Origin of the sequence: Microbacterium pseudoresistens, from assembly GCF_013409745.1 — a bacterium.
GTDB classification, from domain to species: Bacteria; Actinomycetota; Actinomycetes; order Actinomycetales; family Microbacteriaceae; genus Microbacterium; species Microbacterium pseudoresistens.
The window spans coordinates 1,306,221-1,331,460 of the sequence record NZ_JACCBH010000001.1; the positions used below are offsets into that span (position 1 = coordinate 1,306,221).

The window sequence follows — 25,240 nt, forward strand, 5'->3', positions numbered from 1 at the left end:
GCGACCCACCGCGCGACAATGCACGGCTCTTGCGCATGAAATCGATTTCGTTTAGCGTGACACACGGGTATCGAGGTCACCCACCACCGGAGGAATCATGAGCTACACCCTTCCCGCACCGTCGGTGCGTCCCGCATCCGCGCCGAAGACGGCGTACCTGATCACCTCCGGCGACCTCCGGGAGTCGGCGAACGTCGCCGGCTGGCCGGTGCAGGAGGCCACCGAGGCGGCCGTGACCGCCGCGATGGAGGGGCTCGGCTGGTCGGTCGTGCGGCCGTTCGACGTCGACCCGGAGCGCGGGCACGGTTACATCCGCAGCCAGCGGATGGGCATGGAGGTGTTCAAGAACATCCCGGTGGACGCGCCGCTCATCGTCGCCACGGCGAACTGGCAGTATTCGCACCACGTGCTCGCGGGCCTGCGCACGCACCAGGGCCCGATCCTCACCACGGCCAACTTCGCGCCTGACTGGCCCGGTCTGGTGGGCCTGCTCGGCCTCAACGCCGGCCTGACCAAGATGGGCAAGGACTACTCGACGATCTGGTCGGTCGACTTCACCGACGACTGGTTCCGCAAGGGACTGAAGGAGTGGATCGACACCGGCCGCATCACGCACGACCAGTCGCACGTGCGCGCCCTTCCCGCCCTTCCGGACAGCCCCGAGAAGGAGCTGGGTGAGGCGCTGGCCGCCCAGCTGCTCGCGGACAAGGCCATCATCGGCGTCTTCGACGAGGGCTGCATGGGCATGTACAACGCGATCTTCGACGACGAGCTGCTCAACGGCACCGGCATCTACAAGGAGCGGCTGTCGCAGTCCGCGCTGTACGCCGAGATGCTCGAGGTCTCCGAAGAGGAGGCGGATGCCGCCCACGACTGGCTCGTCGACCGCGGCATGACGTTCAAGTACGGCGAGGATGGGGCCACCGAGCTCACCCGCGACCAGGTGCAGTGGCAGATGAAGATGTACATCGCCGCCCTGCGCATCGCCGACGACTTCGGACTGGACGCCGTGGGCATCCAGTACCAGCAGGGGCTGAAGGACCTCGTGCCCGCATCCGACCTCGCCGAGGGCATCCTCAACTCCACCGAGCGTCCTCCGGTCACCTCGCGCGACGGCTCGCGCATCCTGCACGAGGGACTCGCCTTCCCCCACTTCAACGAGGCCGACGAGGGCGTCGCGGTGGATGCGCTGGTCACCGACCGGGTGTGGCGCGCGATGGGCCTCGTGCCCGACAACACGCTGCACGACGTGCGCTGGGGCGAGGATTATGACGGCCGGTTCGTGTGGGTCTACGAGATCTCCGGATCCGTCCCCGCCTCGCACCTGGGCGGATGGGACAAGGCCGAGGGCTGGCGGCAGGGGCATGTGTTCTTCCCCGCCGGCGGCGCCACGATCAACGGCGTCTCCAAGCCCGGCGAAGTGGTGCTCTCGCGCATCTTCATCGCCGACGGCGTGCTGCAGGCCGACGTGTTCCGCGGATCCGTCGTCGAACTGCCGGAGGAGGAGACACAGCGCCGCAAGGACGCCACGAACCCCGAGTGGCCGATCGCGCACGTCGTGCTGCACGGCCAGACACGCGATCAGTTCATGGCGCGGCACAAGGCCAACCACGCCCAGCTCGTCTATGCGCCGGACGCTGAGACCGCCGACAAGGCCCTCGTCGCCAAGGCCGCGATGCTGGCGGGCATGGGCATCCGGGTCAATCTGGTCGGCGACGTGAACCTCTGACACGGGCGTCGGTTGAGAAACACCGTTCTGCGCGAGAAACCACGGCGTACAGAGTTTCTCGCGCAGAACGTGGTTTCCGGGGGCGCTGGCACCCTGCCCCGGCCGCTCCGCCCAGCGCCCTCAGATCCCGAGCACGGTGCGGGCGATGAGGAAGTAGATGATCAGGCCCGTCGCATCCACGAACGTGCTGATGAAGGGGTTGGAGAACACGGCAGGATCGACGCGGATGGCGCGGGCGGCGAGCGGCTTGACCCCGCCGACGGATGCGGCGAAGGTGCACAGCGCCACGAGCGTCAGGGCGATGATGAGCCCGATGTGCCAGTCGTACACGAGCGTCGCGACGGCGCCGCCCAGCAGTCCGAGGAGCAGTCCGAGGCTCAGCCCCACCTGCAGCTCGCGCGCCAGCACGCGCCACACGTCGCGGGCGCGCACCTCGCCGACGGCCAGCGCGCGGGTGACGGTCGTCGCCGCCTGGTTCCCCGTGTTTCCGCCGGTGCCGATCAGCAGCGGCACGAACAGCGCGAGCATCGTCACCTTCTCCAGCGTCGACTCGAAGCCCTCCAGCACCTGCACCGTGAGGGTGGCGCCCAGCGCCAGCACGAGCAGCCACACCACCCGCGAGCGCACGAGCCGGCGGATCGGGGTGGACAGGTACGGGCGGCTCAGCGGCTCCACGCCGCCCTGGCGCGCGGAGTCCTCGCGCTCCTCGCGGGTGAGGATGCGCACGGCGTCGTCGATGGTGAGGATGCCGACCAGTCGCCGTTCGCTGTCGACCACGGGCACCGCGAGCACGCCCAGCTCCGTCACCTCGCGCACCGCCGGCTCGGTGTCGGCATCGGCGTCGACGGTGTGCGCGTCCTCCATGATCTCGGCGACCAGCGCATCCGGTGCGGCGCGCAGCAGGTCGCGCAGGCTCACCACGCCCACCACGCGGCGGGAGCCGTCGGTGACCGGCAGCGTGTACACGGTCTCGGCGTCGTCGATGCGCGAGCGCACGCGCTCGATCGACTGCGCCGCGGTGAACTCGGGATGCGTCGTGACGTACTCCGGGCTCATCCGGCGGCCGATGGCGTCGCGCGGGTAGCCGAGCACAGCGGCGGTCAGGTCACGCTCGTGCACGGGCAGTCCGCGCAGCAGGCGCGGCGCGACGGAGGCGGGCAGCTCGTCGAGCAGCCAGACGCGGTCGTCGGGGTCGAGCTCGGCGAACAGGGCTGCGATCTCGGCGTCCTGCAGGCCGTGCACGAGGTCGCCCTGCAGCTCCGGGGCGAGCTCCTCGAACACCTCGAGCGCGCGCTGCTTGGGCAGCAGGCGGTAGGCGATCGCGCATTGGCGCGGGGGAAGACGGTCCAGGAGCTGCACGACGTGCCGCGCGGGCGCATCCGCGAGAAGACCGGAGACGGCGGCGAGGTCGCGATGGCCGAGGGCCTGTTCGACGTCGTCGACGAGGGTGTCGACGGGGGCGGGCGTGGCGATCTCAGGAGTCATGGCAGAGCCTCCTCGCCGCCGGTGTTCGGCGGCGCAGACGGGCCGGACGCGCGCAGATGTGGGGCGCGTCGTCGGCGGAAGACGGACGGATCGGCCAGATCTGACGGATCAGTCAGTGCGCGCGGCGAGGATCCGCGGTCGGGTGTGCGACCGGAGCGGGTCAGCGTGTCGCGGCGAGGCCGGCGGGCGAAGGGCGACTATGACCGGACATGCGTCCACCACCTCGCTCTCCTCACTCGGCCGCTCAAGCGGCGGGGCCTTCCTCAACGGGCCGCCGACGCGGCGAAGGCTCGGCCCATCAAGGGCCTCTGCCAACCTATCAGGCCGGCGGCAGGCGTAGCACGGGCCCGGCCTCGCCGATGGAAAGGTCGTCGACGGTGCGGAGCGTGCGGGCGATCTCATCGACCGAGCCGATGACGGTACCGAAGCGCTCGCGATCCGCGCACACCGCCTGCAGCGTGATGAGGTGCGTGCCGGTGTCCCATGTGTACGTGGCGAACGGCGGCGAGGCGGGGGCCTCGGGAATCGGCACGACGAGCTTCTCGCCGGCACCGAGGTAGGGGTTTCGGAACTCCTCGGTGTCGTCGTACTCGATGGGCATCATGGCGCGCGCCGTGCGCAGCTGCGGGGTGAGCTCCTGCGCGGTCGCCATCGCGACGATGAGCTCGGGCTCGTCCTTCCACGTCCATACGAGCACGCGGCCGTCAGCCTTGCGCATGAGGAACGGTGCTGCCTGGCTCATCATCCATGCCGCCGCTCCCGACCCCTGCCGGGGTGCGGCACCCATCGCGCCGGTCGCCTGGCCCAGCAGCATCCGGATGGCGGCCTTGCGATGACGGCGTCCCTTGAAACCCAGGGATCCGGTCACGGGGATCCAGCGGGCGGGGTCGGCGTCAGCGGTCAGGCGCATGCCACAACGGTAGAGCCTTCCACTGTGTTCGAGCTGGCACTGTGTTCGAGCCAGCGCTGATCAGGCTGGCCGACGCAGGCTCCTCGGGTAGAGTTGCTCGCGCCCGACCAGGCGATCTCTCCTTGCCCGCGGCCCCAGAATAGGCAGCAGAACGTGACCTCTCCCGGCGACAAACCCGCCCCGGCCGATCCCGCGACGCCGTCCGATCGCCCCCTGACGATCCTCATCGGATGCGATACCTTCTCGCCCGACATCAACGGTGCGGCGCGTTTCGCCGAACGCCTCGCCGCGGGACTCGTGCAGCGCGGCCACGACGTCCACGTCGTCGCCCCCAACCAGCGCTACCGCAAAGCCGCCCCGCGCACCGAGGTCATCGAGGGCTCGCCGATGACGCTGCACCGGCTGCCGTCGGTGCGCTGGGCGCCGCACGACTGGCTCCGCTTCGTCTGGCCGTGGCGTTCGAAGCACTGGGCGCGCGTGGTGCTCGACCGCGTGCAGCCCGACGTGGTGCACATCCAGTCGCACATCGTCATCGGTCGGGGGCTTGCGCGCATCGCCCACCAGCGCGGCATCCCGGTCATCGCCACCAACCATGTGATGCCCGAGAACATCCTCGACCACACGACGATGCCGAAGTTCATCGACGACCTCGTCGTGAAGCTGGCCTGGGACGACGCCAAGCGCACCTTCGATCTCACCCGCGCCGTCACGACCCCTACACGCAAGGCCGCCGACTTCCTCGAGAGCACGATCGACATCGGCGAGGTGCACCCGGTCAGCTGCGGCATCGACGCCTCGCAGTACACGCCCGTGATCGGGCCGCGCGAGAAGAACCGGATCGTGTTCGTCGGCCGCCTCACGGCCGAGAAGCAGATCGAGGTCATCCTCTCGGCGATGACGAAGCTCGACCCGGCGCTGGATGCGAGCTTCGACATCGTCGGCGGCGGCGATCAGCGCAAGAGCCTCGAAGAGCTCACCGCGCAGCTGGGCCTCGCCGACCGCGTCACCTTCCACGGCCGCACCACCGACGAGCAGCTGCGTGCGCTGCTGTCGCGGGCGAGCGTGTTCGCGATCGCCTCGATCGCCGAATTGCAGTCCATCGCGACGATGGAGGCGATGGCCTCGGCGCTGCCAGTCGTCGCCGCCGACGCCGTGGCGCTGCCGCACCTCGTGCACGACGGCGAGAACGGCTACCTCTTCACGCCGGGCGACGCCGACGACCTCGCTGCCAAGCTGACCGCCGTGCTCACCGCGTCTCCTGCGGAGTACGAACGGCTGCAGCGCGCATCCCTCGACGGCGTGGCCGTGCACGACATCACCCGCACGCTCGACACCTTCGAGGCGCTGTACCGCGGCGAACCGCTGCCGGAGTGACGAGGCGCATGCACGTCGTCTTCTTCGCAGACCAGCACCTCGAATCGCTCGGCGGCGCGCAGGTCTCGATGCGGCTGCAGCGCCGCTATCTGGAGCGCGCGGGCCACACGGTCACCGTCGTCGCCCCCCGGATGCACGGCGAGCGCGCCGCGGAGGTCCGCAGCGATCCCGGCTACCTGGACCTGCCCTCGATCCCGATCACGCTCGACCGCGAGTACGCGATGAGCTGGCCGGGGCGCCGCACCGACCGCTTCCTCGACCGGGCGATGGCCGATCGCCCCCGCGCGGATCTCGTGCACGTGCAGGCCGACTTCTGGGGCGCCTTCATCGGGCACCGCTTCGCGCATCGCCACGGCATCCCCGCCGTGCACACCATGCACAACCGGGTGGATGTGGGCCTCGCCGCCGTCACGCCGCTGCACCGGCCCGTGCTCGCCCTGCTGAACCTGTGGCGGCGCTGGGTGCTGCGCGGGATCGGCGCGTTCGGCGCGGATGCGCAGCCGGGTGGCTTCGACGGCTGGGCGTATCTGCGCGGCATCGCGGGGGAGTCCCTCGCCGTCACCGCCCCCTCGTCGCACTTCGCCCGCAGGCTGGAGGAGCACGACGTGTTCGATCCCGTCGACGTCGTCTGGAACGGGATCGACGACGACATCCGCGCCGAGGTGCTCGAGATCGTGCCCGCGCAGCGCCGGCCGGGGAGGCCGCGCTTCATCTGGCTCGGCCGGATGAGCCCCGAGAAGCGTCTGCTGCCGTTCCTCGAGGCGGTCGTGCGTTCCGACATCGACGCCGAGATCGAGATCGTCGGCGGCGGAGGGCAGCGCCGGGCGGCCGAGCGCATCGCGGCGAAGGCCCGGCGCCCGCACATCCGCTTCGCCGGCCGGCTTGGCTACGCCGAAGTGCTCGCGCGCATCGCCGAGGCGGATGCCGTGGTGCAGACCTCGATCGGCTTCGAGACGCAGGGGATGACGCCGTTCGAGGCGGCCACCCTCGGCACGCCGTCGGTCGTGTGCGACCCCGACATCGCCGCCGAGCTCCGCGGTGGGCGGTGGACGGTGCCGGCGGCAGAGGCCTCCGAGCCCGCGCGCATCGTCGCGCTCGCGGCGACCCTGCGCGGTGCGGCCGACGACATCGCGGCGGGAGAGGCGCCCGTGCCCGACGCCGAGGTGGCCGCGCTGTTTCGCCAGTCCTCGCGCACGGCGGCGATGATCGCCGTGTACGAGCGCGTGCTCACGGGCGAAGGACTACGCTCTGCATGAGGTCTCTCGGCCCCGCTCAGCGGAGCTCGCTCAGAAGAAGAGGCCCTGGAACAGCCAGAGTGCCTGGTTGACGATGATGCTGAGCAGCCCTGCGCCGCCGATGCCGATCGCGATGCCGGCGAACAGCTTGCCGCCGGTGCGTCGCGCGGCGATCAGGCCGAGCACGAACGCGGCCACGTAGCCGATGAAGCTCAGCACGTTCTGCACCATGAACACCACTTCGTACACGCCGAAGCCGGCGGTCGAGATGAGCATGCGCGCGATGAGGGAGAGCACCAATCCCAGCGCCAGCGTGGCGATTGCGATGATCGCGGCGGTGCGCGCCAGGCCGGCGCCGTCTCCGGTGTTCGCCGTGCGGGGCGTGACTCCGTAGGGGGCGGGCGACCCGAAGGGCGCTGCCGGTGCCGACGGTGATGCGCTCGACGCCGCCGATGGATACCCGGACGGTGTCGCGGCCGGCGCGGCCGGTGCGCTCGGTGGTGCCGTGGGCGCGGACGGAACGTCGTGGCCGCCCGTGGGCGTGCTCGGTGGCGAGGATTCGGGCGCGGGATGCTGGGGGTCGCTCATGCCGACGAGCATAGGGTGCGCGGTCACGATTTGTCAGGGTGGGGTTGCCAGGGGGCGTTGCAGGGCGATCGTCGGATGCGCCGCTCAGCCCCAGTGGCCGGGTGCGGCCAGGGTGTGGTCGCGCACCGTCACGCCGTCGTGGCCGACCGCGGCGACGCAGAACAGCAGCGACTGGGTCGGGTATCCGTGCGGTCGGTTGTCGCGGATGATCGCGGCGTCGTCCTCGGGATCCAGTGCGGCGGTGGCGGCGAGCAGGTCGACCCAGGCGCGCGCCCACTCCTCGTTGCGTGCGGGAGCCGCGCGGAACTCCGGCAGCCACCGGGCGATGCGCGCCGTGGCCGGATCGTCGAGGTCGTCGTGCGCGATCATGTGCACGCCCGGGGTCACGGGCGTCTCCCGCAGCACGGTGCCGTTCCACGAGAGCACGCGCGCGGCATCCGGCCCGACCTCCAGCAGGTTGAACCCGTGCATGCGCAGCGGTGCGACGGGAGAGCGCCCGACGACGGATTCCAGAGCGAGGCTGCCTCGGCTCTGCACCTGATCTTCGGGGAGGTCGAGCTCGTCGGCACGATTGAGCAGCACAGCGAGGCGATGGCGCGAAGGATCGGCGGCGAGCCAGGCGCCTCCGGCACGGCGATCCCGGATGCCGACGACACCCGGATACTCCTCCGGCCACCAGGCGCCCAGCGCGTCCCATGCCCGCTGCGGGTCTTCGTCGCGCACGGCGAGGAGGCGGGAGCCTCCGGGCTCTGCGACATCGATCACGACCGTGCACACGCGGCTCAGTCTATGGCGGCGCGCGTCGGCGGCGTCGGGCAGAATCGAAGCGTGGACATCGTCGTGGGAGTCACCGGAGGAATCGCCGCATACAAGGCCGTTCAGGTCGTGCGCCTGCTCGTGAAGGCGGGGCACGAGGTCACCGTCGTTCCCACGCCCGACGCCCTGCGCTTCGTCGGCGCCCCCACGTGGGAGGCTGTGAGCCGTCACCCCGTCACCACGAGCGTGCACGACGACGTCGCCCGGGTGCGCCACGTCGCCCTCGGGCAGGGCGCCGATCTCGTCGTGATCGCCCCCGCCACGGCCAACACGATCGCGCGGATGGCGGCGGGCATCGCCGACAACCTCCTCGGCACCACGCTGCTCGCCACCGAGGCGCCCGTCGTGATCGCGCCCGCCATGCACGCCGAGATGTGGCGGCATCCGGCCACGCAGGCCAACATCCGCACGCTCGTCGAGCGCGGTGTGCGCCTGGTCGGCCCCGCCGCCGGCGAGCTGGCCGGCGGCGACAGCGGACCGGGGCGGATGAGCGAGCCCGAGGAGATTGTCGACGACGCGCTGCGCGCCGTCGCCCCCCGGGATCTCGCGGGGATGCGCGTCGCCGTCTCGGCCGGCGGCACCCGCGAGCCCATCGATCCGGTGCGCTTCCTCGGCAACCGCTCCAGCGGCCGTCAGGGCGCAGCGCTCGCTGCGGAGGCCGCTGCCCGCGGCGCGCAGGTGATCCTCGTGGCCGCCAACGTCTCCGCCGACGTCCTCGCCGGCGCCCGGCATCCGAATGTCGAGGTGCGTCCCGTCGCCACGGCGGCTGAGCTGGGCGATGCGATGCGGGAGGCCGCCGCATCCGCCGATGTCGTCATCATGGCCGCCGCGGTCGCCGACTACCGCCCGAAGACTGCTGCCGACCAGAAGCTCACGAAAGAAGACGGCGTGCTCGAGCGCATCGAGCTCGTGGAGAACGAGGACATCGTCGCGGGGCTCGCCGCTTCCCGGCCCGAGGGCCAGACCGTCGTCTCCTTCGCGGCCGAGACGAACGCCGATGCCTCGGCCCGCCGCGAGCGCGCCGCACGCAAGCGCGAGCGCAAGGGTGTCGACCTGCTCGTCGTGAACCGCGCGGATGCCGAGCACGGGTTCGAGAAGGCCGACAACGCGGTCGAGATCATCGGCGAAGGCGGGGCGGTCGCCGCATCCGCCGAGGGATCCAAGCGGGAGGTCGCACGCGCGATCTGGGATGCCGTGACCGTGCGCCGCACCCCACGCTGACCGCTTTCATGACTCCCGATCCGGCAGGTCTTGCCCTGGTCAGAGCGACTTGGTAAAGTTGAGTCAACAACACTCAACTTTGTAAGGGAGCCCGTCCAGGAGGACACAGATGACCACGCCCGCACAACCTGCACAAGACGACCAGCAGTCCCCGCTCGAGCAGTTCGGGATCAACCTCACCGACCGCGCCCGGCAGGGCAAGCTCGACCCGGTGATCGGCCGCGACAATGAGATCCGTCGCGTCAGCCAGGTGCTCACCCGTCGCACGAAGAACAACCCCGTGCTCATCGGCGAGCCCGGCGTCGGAAAGACGGCCGTGGTGGAGGGACTCGCGCAACGGATCGTGGCGGGCGACGTGGCCGAGTCGCTCAAGGACAAGGAGCTCGTCTCCCTCGACATCTCCGCCCTCGTCGCCGGCGCCATGTACCGCGGGCAGTTCGAGGAGCGCCTGAAGAGCGTGCTCAAGGAGATCACCGAGTCCGAGGGGCGGGTCATCACCTTCATCGACGAGCTGCACGTGCTCATGGGCGCGGGGGGCGGGGAGGGGTCGGTGGCGGCATCCAACATGCTCAAGCCGATGCTCGCGCGCGGCGAGCTGCACATGATCGGCGCCACGACGCTCAACGAGTACCGCGAGTTCATCGAGAAGGATGCCGCGCTCGAACGCCGCTTCCAGCAGGTGTACGTCGGCGAGCCGTCCGTCGAAGACACGATCGCGATCCTGCGCGGGCTCAAGGGCAGGTACGAGGCGCACCATGGGGTGACGATCTCCGACAGCGCGCTCGTCGCCGCATCCGCCCTCTCCAACCGCTACCTGCCCAGCCGCCAGCTGCCCGACAAGGCCATCGACCTCATCGACGAGGCCATGTCGCGGCTGAAGATGGAGATCGACTCCTCGCCCGTCGAGATCGATCAGCTCAAGCGCCAGGTCGACCGGATGAAGCTCGAGGAGCTGGCGCTCAAGCGCGAGACGGATGCCGCGTCCAAGGAGCGCCTCGGCGCCCTGCGTGAGCAGCTCGGAGAGATGGAGAAGGAGCTCGCGGGCCTCGAAGAGCGCTGGTCGCGCGAGCGGTCGGGGCTCAACCGCGTCGGAGAGCTGAAGAAGCAGCTCGACGACGCCGTCACCCAGCGCGACCTCGCGATGCGCCAGGCCGACTACACGAAGGCGTCCAAGCTGGAATACGAGACGATCAAGCGCCTCGAGCGCGACATCGCCGAGGCCGAGAGCGCCGAGGCGGCGACCGCGGTTTCCGGCGAGGGCCGCATGGTCAACGAGCAGGTCACCGACGAAGACATCGCCGCGGTCATCGCGGCGTGGACCGGCATCCCCGTGGGGCGCCTGCTGCAGGGCGAGAGCGAGAAGCTGTTGCACCTGGAGCGCGAGCTCGGCCGTCGCCTCATCGGCCAGAAGGATGCCGTGCGCGCCGTGTCGGACGCCGTGCGCCGTTCGCGCGCCGGCATCAACGACCCCGGGCGCCCGACGGGATCGTTCCTGTTCCTGGGGCCCACCGGTGTCGGCAAGACCGAGCTCGCCAAGGCGCTCGCCGAGTTCCTGTTCGACGACGAGCACGCGATGGTGCGCATCGACATGTCGGAGTATGGCGAGAAGCACTCGGTGTCGCGGCTGGTCGGCGCCCCTCCCGGATACGTCGGCTACGAGCAGGGCGGTCAGCTCACCGAGGCCGTGCGCCGCCGCCCGTACAGCGTCGTGCTGCTGGATGAGGTCGAGAAGGCGCATCCGGAAGTGTTCGACGTGCTGCTGCAGGTGCTCGATGACGGCCGGCTCACCGATGGACAGGGCCGGACGGTCGACTTCTCGAACGTCATCCTCATCCTCACCAGCAACATCGGCTCGCCGATCCTCATCGACCCGGTCATGTCGACGGACGACAAGCGCGAGGCCGTGATGGCTCTTGTGCGGCAGTCGTTCCGTCCGGAGTTCCTCAACCGCCTCGACGACATCGTGATGTTCCAGGCGCTGAGCGAAGACGACCTCGCGCAGATCGTGGAGCTGTCGGTCGACCAGCTGCAGCGCCGGCTGCACGAGCGTCGGCTGACGCTCGCCGTCACCCCGGATGCCCGGTCGTGGCTGGCCGAACGCGGCTACGACCCGGTGTTCGGCGCCCGCCCGCTGCGCCGCCTCATCCAGACCGAGGTGCAGAACCGTCTCGCCACGGCGCTGCTGTCGGGCGGCGTGCGCGACGGCGATGTGGTGCGCGTGGACGTGGCCCCCGACGGATCGGGCCTCGCGCTCACCAGCGACGGCCCCGTCGCGGCGGATCAGACCGCGCCGTAGGCGGCGTTGCGCGTCGGGGTGAGCACGAGCTCGTTCACGCACGTCTCCGCGGGCGAGGTGGCGACGAAACGCACGGCGCGGGCCACGGCATCCGGAGACAGCATCCGCGCCCGCTGCGCGGAGGTGACCTCCGAGGGGCGCTGAGCGAGGAAGTCGGTGTCGACGTCGCCGGGGCACAGGTGGCAGGCGCGGATGCCGTCTCGCCCGAGCTGGGCGTTGACGGTCTCCGCGATGACGCCCAGCGCGGACTTGCTGGCCGCGTAGGCGACGCCCGCGCCGGGGGAGTGCCGCCACGCGGCCCACGACGACACGAGCACGAACTGGCCGGCGCCCTGGGTGCGCATGGCCGGGATCAGCTCATGCACGGCGGCGGCGATGCTGACGAGGTTGACGTCGACGATCTCGGTGAACCGTGCCATGTCCAGCTCCGGCCAGAAGCGCCGTGGTGTGTTCGTGCCCGCGGCGAGCACCGCGGTGGTGATCGGGCCGAGCCCGTCGTTCACCCGCGCGATGGTCTCGCTCTGCTGCGACGCGACGCTGATGTCGGCCGGGAACGCCATCGCCGCGCCACCGCGGTCGCGGATCTCGGCGACGAGCCGATCGAGCGCATCGGCGCGTCGGGCCGTCGCGGCCACGGTGAACCCGGCGTCGGCCAGGGCGAGGGCGCTTGCGCGTCCGATCCCGGATGATGCACCGGTGACCCAGGCGATGCCGCGGCGTCCTTCCTCGCGTTCGATCATCCCTTCACCGCCCCGCCGGCCAGGCCCTGCACGATGTTGCGCTGCGCGAAGAGCCCCATGACCACCACGGGGATCGTCATGACGGTCGCGGCCGCGCAGATGGCTCCCCAGTTGATCTGCCCGTACGACATGAACTCGAAGACGGCGACGGGGAGGGTGCGCGTCGTGCGACCGGCCAGCACCACCGAGAACATGAAGTGGTTCCACGAGAAGATGAACGCGAGGATGGCCGCCGCCGCGATCCCGCCGCGCGTGATCGGAAGGATCACCTGCAGGAACGTGCGGATCGCGCTGGCCCCGTCGACCCGGGCCGAGTCGATGATCTCCTGCGGCAGCTCCTCGAAGAAGCCGATCATCAGCCAGGTCACCATCGGCAGGGTGATCAGCAGGTGGGCGATGATCAGCGCGCGATAGGTGTCCACCCATCCGAGACCGCTGAAGATGATGAACAGCGGGATCAGGAATGTGACGCCCGGCGTGATGCGCGATGACAGGATGATCAGCGCGAGCTTGGGTGCCTGGTATCGCGCGATCGCGTATGCGGCGGGCAAGCCGAGCACGAGCGCGATCGCCACGGAGCCCAGACCGACCAGCAGCGAGTTCATCGCGAACTGAGCGAAGTCGGTCTGCTGGAACACCTGGGCGTAGTTGTCGAGGGTCGGCGTGAAGAACCAGCGGAACGTCGATGCGGTCAGGTCTTGCGGGGACTTCAGCGACGTCGTGATCATGTACCAGAACACGAACAGGAACGGGATCAGCACGACGGCGAGGAGCGCGTAGAAGACGACTCCGCCGAGTGCTTTGCGTGTGTTGCGACGCGGGGATGCGGTGGTCATCACGAGTCTTTCGGTCGGCGCAGGCGCAAGACGGACGAGGAGATGAGCAGCACGAGCAGGAAGAAGATGATCAGGAGCGCGGAGGCGTACCCGAGCTGCTGGTACTGGAAGGCGATGTTGTAGACGTAGATGTTCAGCGTCTCGGTCTCGAATCCCGGTCCGCCGTTGGTCATCACCAGGATGAGGTCGAATGTCTTCAGGGCCTCGATGAGGCGGAAGACGACGGCCACGACCACGATCGGGCGGACCATGGGCAGAGTGACGTGCCAGAACCGCTGCCAGCCGTTGGCGCCGTCGAGCTGAGCGGCCTCGAAGGGGTCCTCGGGCAGGGCGGTGAGACCGGCCAGCGTGATGAGCGCGATCAGCGGCGCCCACTCCCAGGTATCGACGAGGCCGACGAGGAACAGGGCGAGCTGCGGATCGGCGAGCCAGTCGCTGGGCGGGAGGCCCATCCTGGTGAGGATGTCGTTGAGCACGCCGAGCTGCGGGTGGAACATCAGGCGCCACACGAGAGCGACCGCCACCGGGGTGGCGATCATCGGCAGCAGCACCACGCTGCGGATCAGCCCGCTGATGACGAAGCGGCGGTGCAGCAGCACGGCGATCGCGACGCCGATGACGGTCTGGGCCGCGACGGCACCGGCGGTCAGCGCCAGCGTGCGGAACGTGGCGCCCCAGAATCGCGGGTCATCCGTGAGCAGGCGGATGAAGTTGTCCAGGCCGATGAACTCCGGCGCCCTGGTCAATCCGCCGACCCAGTGGGTCAGCGAGAGGTAAATGGTGAACACCACGGGGAAGGCCATCGTCAGCACGATGAAGGCGACCGCCGGGGTGGTGAAGACGGCGAGGACGTGCCGATCCATGAACGCCGACAGGCGGTGTCCGGGGGAACGGTGCCCGAGGGAGCGAGGGGTCGGGGGCACCCCGGCCGCACGCGAACGCGCGGCCGGGGTGGTGGTGGAACGCGCGTGCATCGTCAGCGCGACTCCATCGAGACGATGCGGTCGAACTCGTCGGCGGCCGTCTTGACGGCCTTCTCGACATCATCGCCCTGGATGGACGCGACGATGGCGTCGCCGATGGCGTCGCGCACCTCGGGGACGGACTGCACCTGAGGAAGCTGAGGCTGCGCCGTGGACAGCGCGCTGCGGAACGCCTCGACGAACTCGGTCGGCACATCCGGACCGAACTCGATCGACTGGCGACCGCCGGGGATGCCGATCTCCTGGAGCGCCTGCACGGTCTCCGGAGAGGTGAGCCACTGCAGGAACAACCATGCAGGTCCCTTCTTCTCCGAGCTCGATGACATGGCCGCCGCCCATCCGAAGAAGGTCTGTGCATCGCCTTCGGGGCCCGCGGGCATCGCCGCGTATCCGACCTGGTCGGCGAACGAGGTCTGCGCCGGGTCGCGCAGTGCCGCCGCCTGCCCGCTGTTGTCGGCCCACTGGGCGAGACCGCCGGACTGGAACAGCGCGAGCAACTCCTCCCACCCGTTGTTGGTCGAGCCGCTGGGGCCGTAGTCGCGGATCAGCTGACCGTACTGCTCGACGGCCTCGATGCCCTCGGGCGAGCTGAACGCGGCTTCGCCGTCCTTCATGTACTCGGCGCCGTGGTTGAGCAGGAAGCTCGTCAGCTGGGTGACCGCGGCGGCGCGCTTGCCGCGTGCGGCCCAGCCGTACACGTTCGCCGCGGGGTCGGTGGTCGCCTTGGCGATCTCCTCGAGCTCGTCCAGGGTCGTCGGAGGGCCGTCGAAGCCCGCCGCCTGGAGAAGGTCCTTGCGGTAGAAGAGCATCTGGACCTCGAGCTGGATCGGCAGCGCGGAGAGCGTGCCGTCGAACGTGTGACCTTCGAGCACGCTCTCGCTGAAGTCGTCGAAGTCGTAGTCGGGCGAGGTGAGCGAGGAGTTCTCGATGTACGGGGTGAGGTCCTCGTACCATCCGGCGCTGGCGAACCGGGCGCCGTCCTGCTGCACCGATGACATGAAGACATCGATGTCGCTGGATCCGGAGGTGAGCTCCACCTGCAGGCGCTGACGGAACTGATCCTCGGGCAGCGCCTCGGTCTCGACGGTGATGCCGGTGAGCTCTTCGAACTCGGGGATGAGGGGTTCCACGGCGGCCTGCCAGGGCTGAAGGCCCGCGACGAAGCGGATGCTCTCACCGTCGTAGCGCTTCCAGTCGAACGCGCCCGTGGCCTCGTCGGCGTTCTCGGTCGTGGACTCGGGGGCGCCGCTGCACCCGGCGAGCAGAGCGGCGGCGGCGATGATCGCGACGGCGCCCTTGATCGCTCGTGACTTGTGGCTGATCATGACTTCCTTCCTGGGGTCCTTCTCGGTACGGGTTTCGATGAGACCTCGTCGCCTCACCGTTGGGGCAAAACTGTTGAAAAGAAAACAACTACTGTGCGAGAATACACATGAAGATGTTGGAAAAGCAACGTTTCTGTGAGACGCTGTTCTCAACCGGTCAGAAAGGTGAGCCTTGTGAGCTACGACGTCGTATGCATCGGCGCAGCGAACCTCGACACGATCGCCGTGGTCGACGACCTGCCCGGTTCCGACGAGCGGACCACGACGCATGCGGTCATCGATGCGGGCGGCGGCCCGGCGGGTACCGCCGCGGTGACGATGGCGAGGCTCGGACTCTCGGTCGCCTTCTGCGGAGTCGTCGGCGACGACGCGGCAGGAGACGAGATCTGCCGACTGCTCGACGCCGAGGGCGTCGACACGCGCTGGATGACCCGCATCGCCGGCTCCACGCCGCGCAGCATGATCCTCGTCGAACGCGCGACCGCCGCTCGGACGATCGTCGCCTCGATCGCGACGCCGCCCCGCGCCGAAGACATCCCGCTCGACCAGTCCGCCTGGCTGCACGTGGACCAGACGGGGTACGCCCCCGCGGCCGAGGCGCTGCGCCTCGCCGGCGCAGGCCCCCGCTTGAGCGTCGACGGGGGCAACCCGATCACGGATCTGGCACTGGACGTCGTCTCGCTCTACGCGCCGACCAGGAGCGCGATCGGTCGGCGCTATCCCGGCGTCCCGGTCGAGGATGCGATGCGCGCGGCGCACGCGGAAGGCGCGGATGACGTCGTCGTCACCGACGGCTCCGCGGGCGCCCTCGTTCTCATCGCCGGCGACGCGGTGCACGTTCCCGCGTTCGACGGCCGGATCGTCAGCACGATGGGGGCGGGCGACGTCTTCCACGGCGGCCTGGTCGCCGCGCTCGTGCACGGAGACGACCTTCCCGCCGCGGTGCGCCGAGCCTCGGCGACCGCCATGATCTCCTGCCGTGCGCTCGACGGGCGCAGCGGCATCCCGACGCTCGAAGAACTCGACGCATTCCTGGCGGCCCCGCGTCAGGGCCGCTGATCCGCACCGACGAAAAGGACACCGACGTATGAACCCCCCTGCCTCGACCGCACAGAACGACGTCCGCAGACGGATCCAGAACCCCGAGGGCGGATACGCGATGCTCGCCCTGGATCAGCGCGAATCGCTGCGCGCGATGTTCCCCGTGCGCGCCGACGGCTCCTGGGCGACGGATGAGGACCTGCGCACGTTCAAGGCCGAGGCCGTGCGCGAGCTGACGCCGCTGGCCAGCGCCGTGCTCCTGGATCGCGAGCATGCGCTCAGCGACGGGCGTCCGGCGGCGCTCGCCGAGGGGTGCGGGCTCATCGTCGCCGCCGACGTGCTGCACCAGGTCACCGGGCAGCCCGTCTCCCACTCCTCCATCGATGAGGAGGTCACCCTCGAGTTCCTGTCCTCGGTCGGTGCCGACGCGGTGAAGTTCCTCGTGATGTGGAACGAGCGCGACAGCGCGGCCGAGCGCGCAGACCTCATCCAGCCGATCATCGAGCTCTCCCGCCGCGCCGGGGTGGCCAGCCTCGTCGAAGCCGTCGTGCAGACTCCGGCGGGCGAGCCGTTCGCCGACGACGGCGCGCGCAACGAGGCGATCCTTGCCGCCGCCGCCGAGATCGCGCCGCTCGGTCCCGACGTGTACAAGGCGCAGGTCCCGGGGTACTCGACAGGCGACCTCTCCCGGGTCGAGGAGAACGCCCGCCGCCTCAGCGAGATCGTGGGAACCGACTGGGTCGTGCTCTCCAACGGGGTGCAGAAGGAGGACTTCGCGGATGCGGTCACGGCGGCGATCCGCGGCGGAGCGAGCGGGTTCCTCGCCGGACGGGCGATCTGGGCCGACGTGGTCGGTCGAGTTGATACTGTGGCGGCACTGCGGTCGGTGTCGGCCCCGCGGTTGCAGAACCTCCGGCAGATCGTCGAAGACGGAGTATCCGTTGACAGTTGAGAGCACCCCCGAGGGGGCCGCGGATCTTCCGCGGGTGTCGGCGCGCGAGCGTCGCACGCTGCTGCTGAGCGCCGTCGAGGATCAGGGCTACTGCACCACGGCGGAGCTGGCCAGACGGTTCGGCGTCTCCGAGATGACGATCCGGCGCGATGTGGCGGGACTCGTCGACAAGGGCCGGTTGCGCAGCTTTCACGGCGGCGTCTCGGCGCTGTCGTCGGGCGAGTTCCGGGGCAGCGACTACTCGGCACGTGCCGGAGTCGCGCAGACGGTCAAGCGCGCCATCGCCAGGAGGGCGTGCGAGATGATCGACGACGGCGCCGTCGTCGGGCTCGACGCGGGGTCGACGGTCGCGGAGCTGGCAGAGCTCCTCGCCGTGCGGCCCATCCGCGCCCACGCCGTGACGGCGTCGCTTCCCGTGATCAGCGCTCTCGCCAGCGCCCCGCACGTCGACGTGATGTCGCTGGGCGGCAATCTCCACTCCGAATCGCTGAGTTTCGCGGGGCCCGCCACGCTCGCCGCGATCGACGAGCTGCGTCTGGGCACCTTCTTCCTCGGGGCGTCGGCGTTCAGCGCGCGCGGTGCGTTCTGCGCGAACGACTTCGACTCGCTCACCAAGCGCAAGCTCATCGAGGTGGCCGACCGCGTTGTGCTCCTGGCGGATGCAACGAAGACGACGCGTTCGGCGATGGCGAAGGTCTGCGACTGGGATGCGATCGATGTGCTCGTCACCGACCACGCCATCGACGGTGAGCTCCCGCACATCCTCGACGAGCACGGAGTCGAACTCGTGCTCGCCGACTCTTCTTCCTCCTCGAACTGAGCACGCGCGCCGCACGGACGACGGATCCACGTCGTCGCGTCGTGCACCAGAAAGGATTCCGAAATGAAGTCTGTCCGCTATCACGGAGACGGCGTCGTCAGCCTCGACGAGACGCCGGTGCCGCAGATCGGGCCGCGCGATGTGCTGGTCGCTCCGACCGCCATCGGGGTGTGCGGCACCGACACCCACATCATCGACGGCGAGTTCATGTCCAACCCGCCGATGGCGCTCGGGCATGAGATCGCCGGGCGCATCGTCGAGATCGGCCGAGACGTCGTCGCCGTCGGCGTGGGCGATCTGATCACGGTCGAGCCGCACCTGTACTGCGGCACGTGCTTCAACTGCCAGACCGGCAGCATCCACATGTGCCCGACGCGTCGTGCGCAAGGCGTGCACCTCGACGGCGGGATGCAGGAGTACCTCGCGATCCCCGACACCCTCGCCTACCGCGTGCCCGACGGCGTGACCGACTGGGAGGCGGCGCTCACCGAGCCCGTCGCCTGCTGCGTGCACGGTCTGGATCGTCTGAACGCGAAGTCGGGGATGCCGCTGGCCGTCTTCGGCGCCGGTCCCATCGGTGCGATCCTCGTGGCCCTCGCGAAGCTGCAGGGGCTCGGGCCGGTCGTGGTCGTCGAGCCGCGCGAGAGCCGCCGCGAGCTCGCGCTGCGCTTCGGGGCGGATCTCGCCCTCGACCCGGGCGCCGACGACTTCGACGAGCGGATGCGGGCGGTCACCGCCGGGGTCGGATTCCCGTACCTCATCGACGCGGCGGGCCACCCGGCGGTGCTGGAGAGCGCGATCGGATTCGCGTCGCGCGGCGCGAACATCCTCCTCCTCGGGGTCGCACCGCCTCACGCGGTCGCGAGCGTGCGGCCGAACGAGATCTATGCGAAGGAGCTCACACTGCTCGGCACCGCGTTGAACCCCTACACCCACCGCCGCGCGGCGAACCTGCTTCCCCGGCTCGGGCTGGAGCGCCTCCATCGAGGCGAGTACGCACTGGACGACTTCGAGGCCGCCCTCGTCGCGCAGCGGGAGGGATCCTTCGACAAGGTGTTCCTGTGCCCGCAGCAGGATGCCCGCCCTGCGAACGGGGAGGAGACGCGATGAGCGAGAACTCCCCGCAGCGGATCGCCGTCGTCGCCGGCGACGGCATCGGCCAGGAGGTCATGCCCGCGGCCCTGGCCTGCCTCGATGCCGTGACGGAACGCCACGGCATCCGGCTCGAATACACCCACCTCGACTGGGGCTCGGACTTCTATCGCGAGCACGGCAGCATGATGCCCGCCGACGGCCTGGACGAGCTGAGCAGGCACGACGCGATCTTCCTCGGCGCCGTCGGGGCCCCCGACATCCCCGACACGGAGACCCTCTGGGGGCTTCTGATTCCGATCCGGCGCGCGTTCGACCAGTACGTGAACCTGCGTCCGGTGCGCACGCTGCCCGGCGTCCCCGGGCCGCTGGCGACCGATCGCCCGATCGACATGATGATCGTGCGGGAGAACACCGAGGGGGAGTACTCCGAGATCGGAGGACGCCTCTACCGCGGCCGGCCTCAAGAGGCGGCGGTGCAGGAGACCGTCTTCACCCGGCTCGGCGTCTCCCGCGTCGCGCGCTATGCCGCAGACCTCGCCCTGTCGCGCTCGGGTCGCCTCACCTCGGCGACCAAGAGCAACGGGATCATCCACACCATGCCCTTCTGGGACGAGATCGTCGCCGAGACCGCCGCCGCGTCGGGACTGGGCGGGGTCGACTCCGTTCTCGTCGATGCGCTGGCCGCGCGGTTCGTCCTGCAGCCGTGGAGCCTCGACGTCGTCGTCGCCTCGAACCTGCTGGGCGACATCCTCTCCGATCTCGGCAGCGCGCTGACGGGATCGATCGGCGTCGCGCCGAGCGCCAACCTCAACCCGGAGGGGATCCATCCGTCGCTCTTCGAGCCCGTGCACGGGTCGGCTCCGGACATCGCGGGCAAGGGCATCGCCAATCCCATCGGCCAAATCTGGACGGCCGCCATGATGCTCGACCACCTCGGGCACCGTGCCGCCGCGGCAGAGCAGATCGCGGCCTTCGAGCGGGTGCTCGACGCCGGCATCTGCACGGGCGATCTCGGCGGGACCGCGTCGACCGCGGAGTTCACCGACGCCGTCGTCCGGGAGATCCGGCGAGGCGAAGGGGCCGGTACGAACGAAGGAGGAACGCGGTGATGCGCGATCAGGGACTCTACATCGGCGGCGAGTGGGTCTCGCCTCGTTCCACCCGGGAGGCGGTCGACGCCTGGACCGGAGAAGTGACGGGCACCGTCGCGGTCGCCGCGGCCGGCGACGCTCGGGCCGCGGTGGATGCGGCCGCGGATGCCCTGGGCGCACCGCTCTCGCCCGAGCGCCGCGCGCAGATCCTCTCCACGACGGCCGATCTGATCGAACACCGTGCGGAGGAGTTCGCGCAGTCGATCCGCGCCGAGGTGAACAAGCCGATCACGGCCGCACGGACGGAGGTCGCACGCGCCATCGGCACGCTGAGGCTGTCGGCAGCCGAAGCGCAGCGCCTTCCGGGCGAGGCGGTGCCTCTGGACGCCGTCGACGCGGGGCTCGGCACGATCGCCCTGACGCGACCGGAACCCCGCGGCGTCGTCGCGGCGATCTCGCCGTTCAACTTCCCGCTCAACCTCGTCGTGCACAAGGTCGGGCCCGCGCTCGCGGCCGGATGCGCCGTGGTGCTGAAACCGACCGACCGCGCCCCCTTCACCGCCGGGCTCCTGATCGACGCATTGCACGAGGCGGGGCTTCCCGCCGGCTGGATCAACCTCGTCACCGGGCCCGCGGAGATCGTCGTGGGCGCCTGGCAGGAGGACCCGCGCGTCGAGGTCGTGACCTTCACGGGCTCCTCGCGGATCGGCTGGAAGCTCAAGGCGGATTCGCCGAAGAAGCTCCATGTGCTCGAGCTCGGCTCGAACACCGCGATGTACGTCGACCGCAGCGCCGACCTCGACCGGGCCGTCGAGGCGACGGTCGCGGCGGGCTTCGCCAACTCGGGTCAGGCGTGCGTGTCGCTGCAGCGGGTCTACGCGCACGACGACGTGTTCGACGACGTCGTCGCGCGCATCACGGCCGCCGCGGCCGCCGTGCCGTACGGCGATCCGCGCGATTCCGAGACGGTCGTGGGCCCTCTCATCTCGGCATCCGACACGGAAAGGCTCGTCGGCTGGATCGGCGAAGCCGTCTCCCGGGGTGCGACCGTGCTCGCCGGCGGCGATGTCCGAAACGGCGTGCTCGCCCCGACGGTCATCCGCGATGTGCCGACCGATTCCGCGCTGGTCTGCGAGGAGGTGTTCGGGCCCGTCGTGTCTCTGGTGAGCGTGGCGTCGATGGACGAAGCGCTCCTCCGCATCAATGACAGCGACTACGGGCTGAACACCAGCGTCTTCACCGCCGATCTCGCGGCCGCACTCGATTTCAGCGCGCGCGTGCAGTCCGGATCGGCGCTGGTGAACATGCCGCCGTCGTTCCGCGCGGACCACATGCCGTACGGCGGGGTGAAGGACTCCGGGCAGGGGCGCGAGGGCGTCAGGTACGCCGTCGCCGAGCTCGTCCGCGAGAAGCTGATCATCCTGAAGGCGTGACGGACAGCTACTCCGAAGCCGTCCGGCACGCGCCGGAGTTGAGGGGATGCGTAAGAACTCGGAAACTTTCCGTCCACAGATGCGTAAAACGTGACGGGATCGAGTCGGGAGCACCCTAAGGTCTAAAGTCACACGCCCTTGTGCGCACTCGGCGACCCATCGAGAGACCGCGGGGCGATTCGGGGCGCATCCACCCCGGCAATCAGACCACAGGGACCTCCGTCGGAGTGCCCCGGAAGCAAGGAGCTGTGCATGACGCGCATTGGCATCGTGGCGGAGCAAGGCGGTGAGACGCGTGTCGCCGCCACCCCGCAGACGGTGGGGAGGCTGCGGAAACTCGGATACGACGTCGCCGTCGAGAAGGGGGCCGGCCTCGCGTCGGCGTACCCCGACGACGCATACGCAGAGGCGGGAGCCGACATCGTCGGCGCGGACGAGGCGTGGGCTTCGCCGATCCTGCTGAAGGTCAACGCCCCCACCGACGCGGAGATCGCGAGGATCGCCGACGGCGCGACTCTCATCGCGCAGCTGGCTCCCGCGCTCAAGCCCGAGCTGCGCGAGGCGCTCGCCACCCGCGGCATCACGGCTCTGGCGCTGGATGCGGTGCCCCGCATCTCCCGCGCGCAGTCGATGGACGTGCTCAGCTCCATGGCGAACATCGCGGGTTACCGCGCGGTCGTCGAGGCCGCGCACGAGTTCGGCCGCTTCTTCACCGGACAGGTCACCGCGGCCGGCAAGGTGCCGCCGGCGAAGGTGCTCGTCGCGGGCGCCGGCGTCGCCGGTCTCGCCGCGATCGGCGCCGCCTCGAGCCTCGGTGCCATCGTGCGCGCGACCGACCCTCGCCCCGAGGTCGCCGACCAGGTCAAGTCGATCGGCGGCACCTACCTCGAGGTGGTCGTGCCGGAGGAGCAGAAGGAGGTCTCCTCCGACGGCTACGCGAAGGCGACCAGCGAGGCGTACGACCGCCGCGCCGCCGAGATCTACTCGGAGCAGGCTGCCGACGTCGACATCATCATCACCACCGCGCAGATCCCGGGCCGTGCCGCGCCCCGGCTCATCACGGCGGCAGATGTGGCGACCATGAAGCCCGGCAGCGTCATCGTCGACATGGCGGCCGGCACCGGCGGCAACGTCGAGGGCTCCGTCGAGGGCCAGCGCGTCGTCACCGACAACGGCGTGATCATCCTCGGCTACACCGACCTGGCGGGGCGCCTGCCCACCCAGGCGTCGCAGCTGTACGGCACGAACCTCGTGAACCTGCTCACCCTGCTCACTCCGGAGAAGGACGGACAGCTCGTGCTCGACTTCGACGACGTCGTGCAGCGCGCGGTCACCGTCGTGCGCGATGGCGAGGGCACCTGGCCGCCGCCGCCCGTGCAGGTCTCGGCGGCGCCACCGGCGGCCGCCGCCGCGCCCGTGGCGGAGGCGACGCCCAAGAGGACCCTGTCTCCCGGCGGCAAGGTCGCGCTCATCGCGGTCGGCATTGCGGCGCTGTTCGCGGTCAACGCGGTGGCCCCGGCGCCGCTCCCGCAGCACTTCACCGTGCTCGTGCTCTCGGTGGTCATCGGCTTCTATGTGATCGGCAAGGTCGCTCACGCCCTGCACACGCCGCTCATGAGCGTCACCAACGCGATCTCCGGCATCATCATCGTCGGCGCGATCGTGCAGATCACCACCCCGAACCTGCTCGTGCAGATCCTCTCCGCGGCGGCCGTGCTCGTCGCGTCGATCAACATCTTCGGCGGCTTCGCGGTCACCCGCCGCATGCTGAAGATGTTCTCGAAGGGCTCGGATCAGCCCGCTTCTGAGAAGGGAGCTGGTCGATGAACGCCATCGAGCTTTCGGCATCCGTCGCGGGCGCCGCGTACATCGTCGCCGCCCTGCTGTTCATCATGAGCCTCGCGGGGCTCAGCAAGCACACCTCCGCGAGGGCCGGCGTCGGCTACGGCATCGCCGGCATGGCGATCGCCCTCGTCGCCACGGTGTGGGTCACCATCCAGGGCGCCTGGGGTCAGCCTCAGGCGACGCTGGGCCTCGTGCTCCTGCTCGCGGCGATGCTCGTCGGCGCCGTGATTGGCCTGTGGCGGGCGCGCGTCGTCGAGATGACGGGGATGCCCGAGCTCATCGCGCTGCTGCACAGCTTCGTCGGTGCGGCCGCGGTGCTCGTCGGCTGGAACGGCCACCTGCACAGCCCGGGCCTGACCGGCGCGCTGGCCGACATCCACCACGCCGAGGTGTTCATCGGCATCTTCATCGGCGGCGTGACCTTCACCGGGTCGATCGTGGCCTTCCTGAAGCTGTCGGGCCGGATGTCGTCCACGCCGCTCATGCTGCCGGGCAAGAACATCCTGAACCTCGGCGCGATCGTCGTGTTCATCGGCCTGACCGTCTGGTACGTCATCACGCCGAGCCTCGTGCTGCTCATCGTCGTCACGCTGCTCGCGCTCGCGCTCGGGTGGCACCTGGTCGCCTCGATCGGCGGCGGCGACATGCCCGTGGTCGTCTCGATGCTCAACAGCTACTCCGGTTGGGCGGCCGCCGCGGCGGGCTTCCTGCTCAACAACGACCTGCTCATCGTCACCGGTGCGCTGGTCGGATCCTCGGGTGCGTACCTGTCGTACATCATGTGCAAGGCCATGAACCGTTCGTTCCTCTCCGTGATCGCCGGCGGATTCGGCATCGCCGCGCCCAAGAGCGACGACGTCGACCACGGCGAGCACCGCGAGATCGACGCCGAGGGCGCCGCCGAGATGCTCGCCGGCGCCTCCACGGTCGTCATCACGCCCGGCTACGGCATGGCCGTGGCGCAGGCGCAGTACCCGGTGGCCGAGCTCACCGAGAAGCTGCGCGCCAAAGGCGTGGATGTGCGCTTCGGCATCCACCCCGTCGCGGGTCGCCTTCCCGGGCACATGAACGTGCTGCTGGCCGAGGCCAAGGTGCCGTACGACATCGTGCTCGAGATGGACGAGGTGAACGACGACCTGGCCGAGACCGACGTCGTGCTCGTCATCGGCGCCAACGACACGGTCAACCCCGCCGCTGCCGAGGATCCGGGCAGCCCCATCGCGGGGATGCCGGTGATGCGCGTGTGGGAGGCGAAGAACGTGATCGTCTTCAAGCGGTCGATGGCCTCCGGCTACGCCGGCGTGCAGAACCCGCTGTTCTTCCGGGAGAACGCGCAGATGCTGTTCGGCGACGCCAAGGAGCGCGTGGACGACATCCTCCGCGCGCTCTGAGCAGGCGTGTCAACCGCCCCCGGATCTCTCAGAG

General features: G+C 69.9%; 21 protein-coding genes. 13 read left to right on the forward strand and 8 right to left on the reverse strand.

Annotation, left to right across the window (positions count from 1 at the left end; translation table 11 throughout):
* Nucleotides 1-97 precede the first annotated feature (97 nt).
* Nucleotides 98-1,729, forward strand: coding sequence for a fucose isomerase (locus BKA02_RS06440; protein ID WP_218844476.1), 1,632 nt, complete (start codon nt 98-100; stop codon nt 1,727-1,729).
* 120 nt (nt 1,730-1,849) lie between these two features.
* Here BKA02_RS06440 and mgtE read toward each other — a convergent pair whose 3' ends face one another.
* Both mgtE and BKA02_RS06450 read right to left on the reverse strand, forming a co-directional pair.
* Nucleotides 1,850-3,214 carry a magnesium transporter gene (gene mgtE / locus BKA02_RS06445; protein WP_179432363.1) on the reverse strand — a complete coding sequence of 455 codons (1,365 nt, stop codon included), beginning with the start codon at nt 3,212-3,214 and terminating at the stop codon, nt 1,850-1,852.
* Nucleotides 3,215-3,533: 319 nt separating this feature from the next.
* Complete coding sequence (locus tag BKA02_RS06450) at nt 3,534-4,124, reverse strand: hypothetical protein (protein ID WP_179432365.1); 591 nt, start codon at nt 4,122-4,124, stop codon at nt 3,534-3,536.
* A gap of 153 nt (nt 4,125-4,277) precedes the next feature.
* On the opposite strand from BKA02_RS06450, the gene BKA02_RS06455 reads away from it, so the two are divergent.
* Complete coding sequence (locus BKA02_RS06455; protein WP_179432367.1) at nt 4,278-5,498, forward strand: glycosyltransferase; 1,221 nt, start codon at nt 4,278-4,280, stop codon at nt 5,496-5,498.
* An 8-nt stretch (nt 5,499-5,506) separates the two neighbouring features.
* Nucleotides 5,507-6,754, forward strand: coding sequence for a glycosyltransferase (locus BKA02_RS06460; protein WP_179432369.1), 1,248 nt, complete (start codon nt 5,507-5,509; stop codon nt 6,752-6,754).
* A 30-nt stretch (nt 6,755-6,784) separates the two neighbouring features.
* On the opposite strand, the gene BKA02_RS06465 is transcribed toward BKA02_RS06460, so the two are convergent.
* Both BKA02_RS06465 and BKA02_RS06470 read right to left on the reverse strand, forming a co-directional pair.
* Nucleotides 6,785-7,321: a hypothetical protein gene (locus BKA02_RS06465; RefSeq protein ID WP_179432371.1), complete on the reverse strand. Its 537-nt coding sequence runs from the start codon at nt 7,319-7,321 to the stop codon at nt 6,785-6,787.
* Nucleotides 7,322-7,405: 84 nt separating this feature from the next.
* Nucleotides 7,406-8,098 carry an NRDE family protein gene (locus BKA02_RS06470; protein ID WP_179432373.1) on the reverse strand — a complete coding sequence of 231 codons (693 nt, stop codon included), beginning with the start codon at nt 8,096-8,098 and terminating at the stop codon, nt 7,406-7,408.
* Nucleotides 8,099-8,149: 51 nt separating this feature from the next.
* Between BKA02_RS06470 and coaBC the strand changes: the two genes are divergently transcribed.
* Both coaBC and BKA02_RS06480 read left to right on the forward strand, forming a co-directional pair.
* Nucleotides 8,150-9,358 carry a bifunctional phosphopantothenoylcysteine decarboxylase/phosphopantothenate--cysteine ligase CoaBC gene (gene coaBC / locus BKA02_RS06475; RefSeq protein ID WP_179432375.1) on the forward strand — a complete coding sequence of 403 codons (1,209 nt, stop codon included), beginning with the start codon at nt 8,150-8,152 and terminating at the stop codon, nt 9,356-9,358.
* Nucleotides 9,359-9,467: 109 nt separating this feature from the next.
* Nucleotides 9,468-11,654 carry an ATP-dependent Clp protease ATP-binding subunit gene (locus BKA02_RS06480; RefSeq protein WP_179432377.1) on the forward strand — a complete coding sequence of 729 codons (2,187 nt, stop codon included), beginning with the start codon at nt 9,468-9,470 and terminating at the stop codon, nt 11,652-11,654.
* On the opposite strand, the gene BKA02_RS06485 is transcribed toward BKA02_RS06480, so the two are convergent.
* The 4 genes from BKA02_RS06485 to BKA02_RS06500 all read right to left on the reverse strand — a co-directional run bounded on the left by BKA02_RS06485 (nt 11,639) and on the right by BKA02_RS06500 (nt 15,538).
* A complete protein-coding gene (locus tag BKA02_RS06485) occupies nt 11,639-12,394 on the reverse strand; it encodes an SDR family oxidoreductase (protein ID WP_179432379.1) in 756 nt (251 codons plus the stop codon). The genes BKA02_RS06480 and BKA02_RS06485 overlap by 16 nt on opposite strands.
* Nucleotides 12,391-13,230, reverse strand: coding sequence for a carbohydrate ABC transporter permease (locus tag BKA02_RS06490; RefSeq protein WP_179432381.1), 840 nt, complete (start codon nt 13,228-13,230; stop codon nt 12,391-12,393). Before BKA02_RS06490 ends, BKA02_RS06485 begins: the two co-directional genes overlap by 4 nt.
* The gene (locus tag BKA02_RS06495; RefSeq protein ID WP_179432383.1) at nt 13,230-14,093 is read right to left on the reverse strand and encodes a carbohydrate ABC transporter permease; all 864 of its coding nucleotides are present in this window, start codon (nt 14,091-14,093) and stop codon (nt 13,230-13,232) included. The genes BKA02_RS06490 and BKA02_RS06495 overlap by 1 nt, the downstream gene beginning before the upstream one ends.
* 113 nt (nt 14,094-14,206) lie before the next feature.
* Entirely contained in the window at nt 14,207-15,538 is a 1,332-nt protein-coding gene (locus BKA02_RS06500) for an ABC transporter substrate-binding protein (protein ID WP_179432385.1), read from the reverse strand.
* 174 nt (nt 15,539-15,712) lie between these two features.
* On the opposite strand from BKA02_RS06500, the gene BKA02_RS14555 reads away from it, so the two are divergent.
* The 8 genes from BKA02_RS14555 (at nt 15,713) to pntB (ending at nt 25,206) form a co-directional block, all read left to right on the forward strand.
* On the forward strand, nt 15,713-16,597 hold the full coding sequence (locus BKA02_RS14555; RefSeq protein WP_179432387.1) for a PfkB family carbohydrate kinase: 885 nt from the start codon (nt 15,713-15,715) through the stop codon (nt 16,595-16,597).
* Between the two features lie 28 nt (nt 16,598-16,625).
* Nucleotides 16,626-17,531 carry a hypothetical protein gene (locus BKA02_RS06510; RefSeq protein WP_179432389.1) on the forward strand — a complete coding sequence of 302 codons (906 nt, stop codon included), beginning with the start codon at nt 16,626-16,628 and terminating at the stop codon, nt 17,529-17,531.
* Nucleotides 17,521-18,351 carry a DeoR/GlpR family DNA-binding transcription regulator gene (locus BKA02_RS06515; RefSeq protein WP_179432391.1) on the forward strand — a complete coding sequence of 277 codons (831 nt, stop codon included), beginning with the start codon at nt 17,521-17,523 and terminating at the stop codon, nt 18,349-18,351. Before BKA02_RS06510 ends, BKA02_RS06515 begins: the two co-directional genes overlap by 11 nt.
* Nucleotides 18,352-18,414: 63 nt before the next feature.
* Nucleotides 18,415-19,461: an alcohol dehydrogenase catalytic domain-containing protein gene (locus BKA02_RS06520; RefSeq protein WP_179432393.1), complete on the forward strand. Its 1,047-nt coding sequence runs from the start codon at nt 18,415-18,417 to the stop codon at nt 19,459-19,461.
* Nucleotides 19,458-20,555 carry a tartrate dehydrogenase gene (locus BKA02_RS06525; RefSeq protein WP_179432395.1) on the forward strand — a complete coding sequence of 366 codons (1,098 nt, stop codon included), beginning with the start codon at nt 19,458-19,460 and terminating at the stop codon, nt 20,553-20,555. Before BKA02_RS06520 ends, BKA02_RS06525 begins: the two co-directional genes overlap by 4 nt.
* Nucleotides 20,555-21,970 (forward strand): aldehyde dehydrogenase family protein, encoded by a 1,416-nt coding sequence (locus BKA02_RS06530; protein ID WP_246286187.1) that lies wholly within the window; start codon nt 20,555-20,557, stop codon nt 21,968-21,970. Before BKA02_RS06525 ends, BKA02_RS06530 begins: the two co-directional genes overlap by 1 nt.
* 252 nt (nt 21,971-22,222) lie before the next feature.
* Nucleotides 22,223-23,797, forward strand: a complete 1,575-nt coding sequence (locus BKA02_RS06535) for a Re/Si-specific NAD(P)(+) transhydrogenase subunit alpha (protein WP_179432399.1) — start codon at nt 22,223-22,225, stop codon at nt 23,795-23,797.
* The gene (gene pntB, locus BKA02_RS06540; protein WP_179432401.1) at nt 23,794-25,206 is read left to right on the forward strand and encodes a Re/Si-specific NAD(P)(+) transhydrogenase subunit beta; all 1,413 of its coding nucleotides are present in this window, start codon (nt 23,794-23,796) and stop codon (nt 25,204-25,206) included. Before BKA02_RS06535 ends, pntB begins: the two co-directional genes overlap by 4 nt.
* The last annotated feature ends 34 nt before the right edge of the window (nt 25,207-25,240 follow it).

What these genes read in the sequence shown, in the direction of transcription:
- BKA02_RS06525 (WP_179432395.1), top strand. Translation starts at nt 19,458, where the DNA reads ATGAGCGAGAACTCCCCGCAGCGGATCGCCGTCGTCGCCGGCGACGGC.
- mgtE (WP_179432363.1), bottom strand. Translation starts at nt 3,214, where the DNA reads ATGACTCCTGAGATCGCCACGCCCGCCCCCGTCGACACCCTCGTCGAC.
- BKA02_RS06485 (WP_179432379.1), bottom strand. Translation starts at nt 12,394, where the DNA reads ATGATCGAACGCGAGGAAGGACGCCGCGGCATCGCCTGGGTCACCGGT.
- BKA02_RS06465 (WP_179432371.1), bottom strand. Translation starts at nt 7,321, where the DNA reads ATGAGCGACCCCCAGCATCCCGCGCCCGAATCCTCGCCACCGAGCACG.
- BKA02_RS06440 (WP_218844476.1), top strand. Translation starts at nt 98, where the DNA reads ATGAGCTACACCCTTCCCGCACCGTCGGTGCGTCCCGCATCCGCGCCG.
- BKA02_RS06530 (WP_246286187.1), top strand. Translation starts at nt 20,555, where the DNA reads ATGCGCGATCAGGGACTCTACATCGGCGGCGAGTGGGTCTCGCCTCGT.
- BKA02_RS06500 (WP_179432385.1), bottom strand. Translation starts at nt 15,538, where the DNA reads ATGATCAGCCACAAGTCACGAGCGATCAAGGGCGCCGTCGCGATCATC.
- BKA02_RS06460 (WP_179432369.1), top strand. Translation starts at nt 5,507, where the DNA reads ATGCACGTCGTCTTCTTCGCAGACCAGCACCTCGAATCGCTCGGCGGC.
- BKA02_RS06490 (WP_179432381.1), bottom strand. Translation starts at nt 13,230, where the DNA reads ATGACCACCGCATCCCCGCGTCGCAACACACGCAAAGCACTCGGCGGA.
- BKA02_RS06535 (WP_179432399.1), top strand. Translation starts at nt 22,223, where the DNA reads ATGACGCGCATTGGCATCGTGGCGGAGCAAGGCGGTGAGACGCGTGTC.
- BKA02_RS06520 (WP_179432393.1), top strand. Translation starts at nt 18,415, where the DNA reads ATGAAGTCTGTCCGCTATCACGGAGACGGCGTCGTCAGCCTCGACGAG.
- BKA02_RS06510 (WP_179432389.1), top strand. Translation starts at nt 16,626, where the DNA reads ATGAACCCCCCTGCCTCGACCGCACAGAACGACGTCCGCAGACGGATC.
- BKA02_RS06480 (WP_179432377.1), top strand. Translation starts at nt 9,468, where the DNA reads ATGACCACGCCCGCACAACCTGCACAAGACGACCAGCAGTCCCCGCTC.
- pntB (WP_179432401.1), top strand. Translation starts at nt 23,794, where the DNA reads ATGAACGCCATCGAGCTTTCGGCATCCGTCGCGGGCGCCGCGTACATC.
- BKA02_RS06450 (WP_179432365.1), bottom strand. Translation starts at nt 4,124, where the DNA reads ATGCGCCTGACCGCTGACGCCGACCCCGCCCGCTGGATCCCCGTGACC.
- BKA02_RS06495 (WP_179432383.1), bottom strand. Translation starts at nt 14,093, where the DNA reads ATGGATCGGCACGTCCTCGCCGTCTTCACCACCCCGGCGGTCGCCTTC.